The 5,857-nt window shown below is 69.1% G+C and carries 6 protein-coding genes and 1 pseudogene; 5 read left to right on the forward strand and 2 right to left on the reverse strand.

The window, feature by feature from the left end; genetic code table 11:
* Window positions 1-262 precede the first annotated feature (262 nt).
* The 5 genes from H7965_RS28330 (at window position 263) to H7965_RS28350 (ending at window position 5,190) form a co-directional block, all read left to right on the forward strand.
* Entirely contained in the window at window positions 263-1,600 is a 1,338-nt protein-coding gene (locus tag H7965_RS28330; RefSeq protein WP_186773873.1) for a hypothetical protein, read from the forward strand.
* Between the two features lie 318 nt (window positions 1,601-1,918).
* The gene (locus H7965_RS28335) at window positions 1,919-2,323 is read left to right on the forward strand and encodes a hypothetical protein (RefSeq protein WP_186773874.1); all 405 of its coding nucleotides are present in this window, start codon (window positions 1,919-1,921) and stop codon (window positions 2,321-2,323) included.
* 1,025 nt (window positions 2,324-3,348) lie between these two features.
* On the forward strand, window positions 3,349-4,167 hold the full coding sequence (locus tag H7965_RS28340; RefSeq protein ID WP_186773875.1) for a hypothetical protein: 819 nt from the start codon (window positions 3,349-3,351) through the stop codon (window positions 4,165-4,167).
* Between the two features lie 150 nt (window positions 4,168-4,317).
* Window positions 4,318-4,518 (forward strand): BREX system ATP-binding domain-containing protein, encoded by a 201-nt coding sequence (locus H7965_RS31490; RefSeq protein ID WP_390624640.1) that lies wholly within the window; start codon window positions 4,318-4,320, stop codon window positions 4,516-4,518.
* Between the two features lie 60 nt (window positions 4,519-4,578).
* On the forward strand, window positions 4,579-5,190 hold the full coding sequence (locus tag H7965_RS28350) for a carboxymuconolactone decarboxylase family protein (RefSeq protein WP_186773877.1): 612 nt from the start codon (window positions 4,579-4,581) through the stop codon (window positions 5,188-5,190).
* A 133-nt stretch (window positions 5,191-5,323) separates the two neighbouring features.
* Here the strand turns inward: H7965_RS28350 and H7965_RS28355 are convergent, their stop codons facing one another.
* The gene (locus H7965_RS28355; RefSeq protein ID WP_186773878.1) at window positions 5,324-5,530 is read right to left on the reverse strand and encodes a hypothetical protein; all 207 of its coding nucleotides are present in this window, start codon (window positions 5,528-5,530) and stop codon (window positions 5,324-5,326) included.
* Between the two features lie 2 nt (window positions 5,531-5,532).
* Window positions 5,533-5,796: pseudogene (locus tag H7965_RS28360) on the reverse strand (transposase domain-containing protein); the annotation flags it as partial.
* Between the last annotated feature and the right edge of the window lie 61 nt (window positions 5,797-5,857).

Below are 5,857 nucleotides of genomic sequence, written 5' to 3' on the forward strand. Positions count from 1 at the left end.
ATGACGCTGGAAACCATCGGCACCGTCAGCGACAATCCCTCAGTCAGCCTGTCCGCCGTGACAACCTGACCCGGCGGCCCAACCCGCCGAGGACCATCGCTACTACACCATGCGATGGGACACGACCCTCGGAGCTGCGCGCTGCACTCGAAGCGACTCGTGCCCGCCCGTTCGAGGCCAAAGCGGCGCGCCGGGCGGCACGCCTCGCATCGACGAAAGGCCGAGTTTAGGCGGGCCTGAACGGCCAACGGCGGAACCGGCCATGGCGCCGATGCAACCCTCCACGGCAGTAAATTTGGCACTGCCGGCAGGCCACGCTGCTCTCCTGCACCCTCCTGGCCGGCGCGGCGTCGCCGCGGTCGCGCAGGGCGGCTCGCACTGGCAAGAGGTGGCCGTGCCGGTTTCGGAACTGCCTGCCCACGTGGAGAATATGGCGGGGCGGCCGGACACGTATCTCTCGATGCAGAGTTTTCTCGGCTGGCGCCGCATCTTGCGGGTGGCCGAGCTCGGCGCCGCATACGTGGACCTCGATTACCATCGCACGCCAAAGTGGGCCGGCAGCCACCCGGGGTGGGTGGCAGACGCTGTGCTTCGTGCCATTGACGACGAGGAGCTGCCGGCGCCGAGCTTCGTCATGTCCACGGGCCGCGGGCTACTCACGGTCTGGCTGCACGACTTCGTCCCCCGGGCGGCGCTGCCTCGGTGGTCCGCCATCCAGCGGCACCTCGCGGACGCGCTGGATCAATTCGGAGCAGATCCCCGCGCCCTCGACGCCGCGCGCGTATTCCGCCTTGCTGGTACCGAGAACACGCGTGCTCAAGCGATCGTCCGGCCAATCTACGTTGCCGGATCAGGGTCGCCCCCGTGGCGCTGGGACTTCGATGACCTGGCGCGGGAAGTGCTGCCGCTCCAGCGGACCGAGCTGATTTCGCTTCGCGCCCGCCGTGCGGCAGGCAGCGCGGCGGGGCGCGGCTCCATGCCGGCCCGCCGCCTGACGGCTGCGACTTACTGGGAGGCTGTGCTCGCCGACCTGCAGCGCCTGCTGGCGCACCGCTGGGCTGGGACGCTGCCTTCGGGGCAGCGTGACAGCTGGTTATTCGTAGCGTGCGTGGCAATGAGCTGGATCGCGCCGCCCTTCGTGCTGCGGCGGGAGTTCCGTGCGCTGGCGCAGGAGGTGGGCGGCTGGCCCGCGGGCGAGGCGGACTCCCGGATGGGCGCGGTGTTCCGCCGCGCCGAGGCCGCAGTCGCCGGCCGCACAGTCGAGTGGAATGGCCGCGCCGTCGACCCGCGCTACAGGCTCCGGGCGGCTACGATCGTCGAAGCACTCCGGGTCACCCCGGCGGAGATGTGCGCGGCGGGACTGCGTGTTCTGGTGGACCGCGACGTCGCCCGTAAGCACGCCGCCGAGCGGCAGCGCACGCACCGCCAGAGGGCCGGCGTGCAGGAGCGCAGTGCTTATGAGTCCGCTGCGGCTGCACGGGCGACGGCGGCGGCAGCGCTCCGAGCAGCGGGGATGAGCTGGGCGCAAGTAGCGGCGCATCTGGAGCTGCCCTCGCCCGATGCGGCGCGTGTGCTGGCATCGCGGGCGGCGGCGCCATGACCGAACAGGTCCGTCACGGTGTATGGTGGCGTAGCCCTCCCTTAGCGCCGACGCGAAACTCCAGGGCTGGGCCCGCGGCTGCACTGAGGCGCGCGCAGGCTCGGGGGCGGTGGCGCCGCTCCTACGGCCACCGCCGCGCAATCGGATGCGATGGCGATTGGTCCATGGCTCAGCGGTGCAACCAGAGACGCGGTCCACCGACTGGCGTCGTGCCCGGCCTGTCACATCCTGCATTCCCGGCGGCCCCGTCGCCGCCGTCGTCCGCCGCTACGGCGCCCACGGCGCCATCATCATTCCCCCACTCCAGAGGAGCAGCGCTTGACCCATCCCCTTAACCGATTTGAGATCCGCCTGCCGAATGAGCTCCAGGTCGCTATCGACGCTTGGCGCGGGCGGCAACCCAACCCGCCGCCCCGCGCGGCAGCCGTGCGCGCGCTGATTGAGCTCGCCCTGCCAGGGGACTTCGGCGACGGCGCAGCGAGGACTTTCGCTGAGGGCAACGGTACGGCGGCGGTGCCTGAGGCCCAACTGCGGCGGGGCATGCCCTGGCACGCCAAGGCGCCAACGCACGAGCAGCAGCTCGGCGTGCGGATCGACAGCCGCCTCATGGCCCAGCTCGACTGGCTCTCCCGGGAGGGCGGGCTCACGAAGCGGGCCGCTGTAGAGGCTGCGCTCGAGATGTTTCTAGGGCGCGAGCTGCGCCGGCGCGGCGTCGCGCCCTGACCGAACGAGGCGTTTGGTGCGGCAGCCTGTCATCCTGACGAAATCAACCCGCCGCCGCGTGATGCGGCGTCGAAGGGCTGCAATGTGCGGCCGCCCGCACGTCTCGCCGTCAGCGCAGACCAGGCCGGGGTGATCCACCCGGCTCCTCGCGCGTGCCGGTCGCGGAGATTGCGGTCGAGCCCCTCGGCCTGCGCTTACACGCCGGATAAAGAGGCGGTGACCGCCAGCTGCGCGGCGGACCGATGACTATGAAGGGCGACTCAGCCGGCGACGAGGGCGTCTTACCGACGAAGCACCGGCGCAGCCCGAGGCGGCACCGGTAGTTTCCGCCGCTGGCCGCAGTGTCTAAGCGCAATATGCGCCCGCAGTTGCCGGCGCAGACGGAGCAGGTGCTGCTTGTCGTCGGGCTCACCGCAATCCTACCATGGCAAGGCGGCCAGCGACGAACCGGGTCGACGCGAAAGAACGGGCCTTTGTTGGGCATCTTGCGAGCATCGCGCCGGATCTGGTCCGCGCTGGAGAACTGGCCGTCGCCTTTGCGGATCTCCTTCGCGAGCGTCGCCCTGACCTCGATGACGCCGATGCTGCCCTGGCAGCGTGGATGGAGACCACTCATGGATCCCTGCTCAACGGCTTCGTCCGCGGCCTCGAGCGTGATAGGAAGGCCGTAGTTGCCGCCATCGCCACGCCTGGAGCACCAGCCCCGCAGAGGGCCAGATCACTCGGCTGAAGGCGATCAAGCGCTCCATGTACGGCCGCGCTGGCTTTCACCTCCTCCGCCCGCGCGTCCTCATGGCTGCATGATCGGAAACGAACCACACAAGGTGCGGGAGAGCCTGGAATCAGTGGCCGACATCGCTCCGGAACAGGCGGCCAACATCATCGGAATCCGCAACCGGGTCCGCTGAGGGTCCACGCCACGCGATGGCGTCGTTCGCTGGCGGCCGCACCACTGCCTTCTACTCCGACGTAGCCGCCGTAGCCGCCGTAACCCGTGGCTACGGCACCGCCGTAGGCGGTGGGAGGTGGCGCGTGAGCTCACCTGGTGGCCGGCTTTCGCCAAGCTGAACCCGGCGCTGCGCCGCCGCCTCGTCCCCATCGAGATCGAGCGGCGGCGCCTCCTCGCCATCATCTCCGCTGCCGCTGCCCCGCCCGCTCCGACCCCAGTGCCGGCCTTGCCGGCATCCAGGCCGCGGAACCGCACGCCGGAGGAGGTGGCACAGGTCAGCGCGGCGGCCACTGCCTTCGCCGCCGAGATGGCCGGCTGCGGCGGCCCGGAGCCAACTCCCATCATGGAGGCCAAGCCCATGTCATTGCCCAATGCGCAGCTTAAGGCGGTGTACGAGGCGCAGATCGCCGCCGGCGGGCCCCTCGTTGCTGCCGCCCAACCCGGCTCAAATTCCGTCAGGACAGGGTCGCGGGACACCTCCGCGGGGCGTCCCACGACGCGCGGAACAGCGCCTCAAAGCCGCAGAATACCGTGGAGATGGGATAATGGCGGGAAATTCGGGCAATCCGAACCCGAGGTCTTCGGCATGGATCCGGAGGCATGTGTGCCGCCTGTCGCCAAGCTGGCGCGTGCCGTGGCGGAGGCGGAGGCCGGCAGGCCTGGCGTCACCTCGAACCTCGATTTGCAACTCGATTCAGCACATTTATCCCGGCAGCGCAGTGCCGTGCTCAACGCTATTCCGCTGGCTGGCACGCATTCGGGAGCCGGTCTGGGTCTATGCGATCTCGCCCCAGTGCCCCGTGCCGCCGCCGCACCCGTTGGGGCCGCGGCCCGCGCTGTCGCCGTCCGCTCTGGTGCTGTTCTAGAGCAAAATCCGAGCATTCAGAGTCGCTGAGGATTCCCCCCGGCCTCGCAATCTGCTTCACCATGCCTGCTGGACGCGGGAGGCCAGTTTGCATGGCGAAAACCCTGTCCGAAGACCTTCGCTCCCGGCTGATTGCCGCGGTCGAGGGCGGCATGTCACGGCGCGCTGCCGCCGACCGGTTTGGGGTGGCAAGCGCGGGCCCTGTACGCGGAGGCCGTTCGCAACTTGGCCACCCGCGCCAAGCCTGAGGGCGGCGCGCTCGCCAGCGTCCTGGAGCGCTTCGTGGCCGACCTCATTAAGGATGCGAGGGAGCGGTCCGTGCCCGTCCGCAAGGTGCTGGAGGAGCGGCTGGCCCATCTCCAGGAGGGCGTGGGCTGCTAGCCCCGCGCGCCGAGGCGGTACTTGCGGGAGGTCACTCCACGCGTCTCGCACCACTCGCCCATGCGGGAAGAACTCGAACCCGCTGAGGTGGCGGTGCAGAACTGGCAGCAGCTACGGCGCCACATGGCGGCGGCGCTGAATATCGGCTTGGAACCGCGTGCGATTGTCGAGGTCTTGATCCAGGACGGCATCTACCGCGGCTTTACCGCCTCCGAAACCGCGCTCGAGTTGGCCCTGGAGGCCTTTGCCGAGCGCGGCATCACCCTGCCGGACATGGAGCGGCTGGATCCGCTGGAAGTGCTTACGGCGCAGGGCAAGACGGTGCAGGCGGCGCTGCATGCCGAGCGCAAGGATGCCGGCCATGCCTCGCCGGCCAACCCGGTCACCAGCTCGGTCTATCCGCTGATCGTGCAGTATTGCTATGGCGAGATCTGGGACCGGCCGGGCCTTGAGCGCCGGCTCCGTGCGCTCTGCGCCGTCGCGGCTTTTGCCGCGCTAGACCACGAGCCGCTGCTGCGCAAGTTCGCGCTCTCGGCGTTGAATGTCGGGGCGAGCAGGGTCGAGGTGGTAGAGGCCGTAGTCCAGATCGGACCTTACAGCGGCTTCGCTTTCACTCTGAAGGCACTGGCCGCTGTGAGTGAGGAGTTCAGCAAGCACGCAGAACCAAGCTAGGAGCCTGTCCCGGTAACGGCTGAAGCGGCTCGACACGTGAGGCGGGCGGTGATTCGCTCGGCGGCATGATGAAGAGCTTTCGTACCCATCCGGCCAGGGCCGCGGTTGATACGGGCCGGGGTGCTGGCGACGCTCACTGCTTTTGGTCGAGGCTGAGTTCCTTGAGGCTCTCGATGCCGCGTGCGGTAAAGCCAAGCGTGGCGCGGTCTTCAGTGTCGTAGATCCAGAGGCAGCCGTCCTCGGGTTCGAGCTGGTCAGCGAGCTCCTCCAACCATTCTTCATCCTCGCCGAGCATCTCGGCGGCGCGGGCGATGGTGAATACGTAGCTTGGCGCGGCCATGATCAGGCCGCCTCGGCAGGAGCGGCGTCCTCGCAGGCTTTGCGCCAGTTCCAAGGGAGCAGCTCGTGCAGGCGGGAGGCGGGGTGGTCGGCGATACGGGCCAGAACGTTGGCGAGCCAAGCGCGCGGATCGACGCCATTCAGTTTGGCGGTGATGATGAGCGAGTACATGGCCGCGGCCCGGTCAACGCCGCGATCACTGCCGGCGAACAGCCATGACTTCCGCCCAAGGGCGATGCCACGCAGGGCGCGCTCGGCGGCGTTGTTAAAGGGCATGGTGCCTCCGGCACCACTGCCCGGTGGATGCGACCGCCCCGAGGGGGGTATT

Source organism: Siccirubricoccus deserti, assembly GCF_014283215.1.
In the GTDB taxonomy this organism is placed as follows: domain Bacteria; phylum Pseudomonadota; class Alphaproteobacteria; order Acetobacterales; family Acetobacteraceae; genus Siccirubricoccus; species Siccirubricoccus deserti.

What these genes read in the sequence shown, in the direction of transcription:
- H7965_RS28330 (WP_186773873.1), top strand. Translation starts at nt 263, where the DNA reads ATGGCGCCGATGCAACCCTCCACGGCAGTAAATTTGGCACTGCCGGCA.
- H7965_RS28355 (WP_186773878.1), bottom strand. Translation starts at nt 5,530, where the DNA reads ATGGCCGCGCCAAGCTACGTATTCACCATCGCCCGCGCCGCCGAGATG.
- H7965_RS28350 (WP_186773877.1), top strand. Translation starts at nt 4,579, where the DNA reads ATGCGGGAAGAACTCGAACCCGCTGAGGTGGCGGTGCAGAACTGGCAG.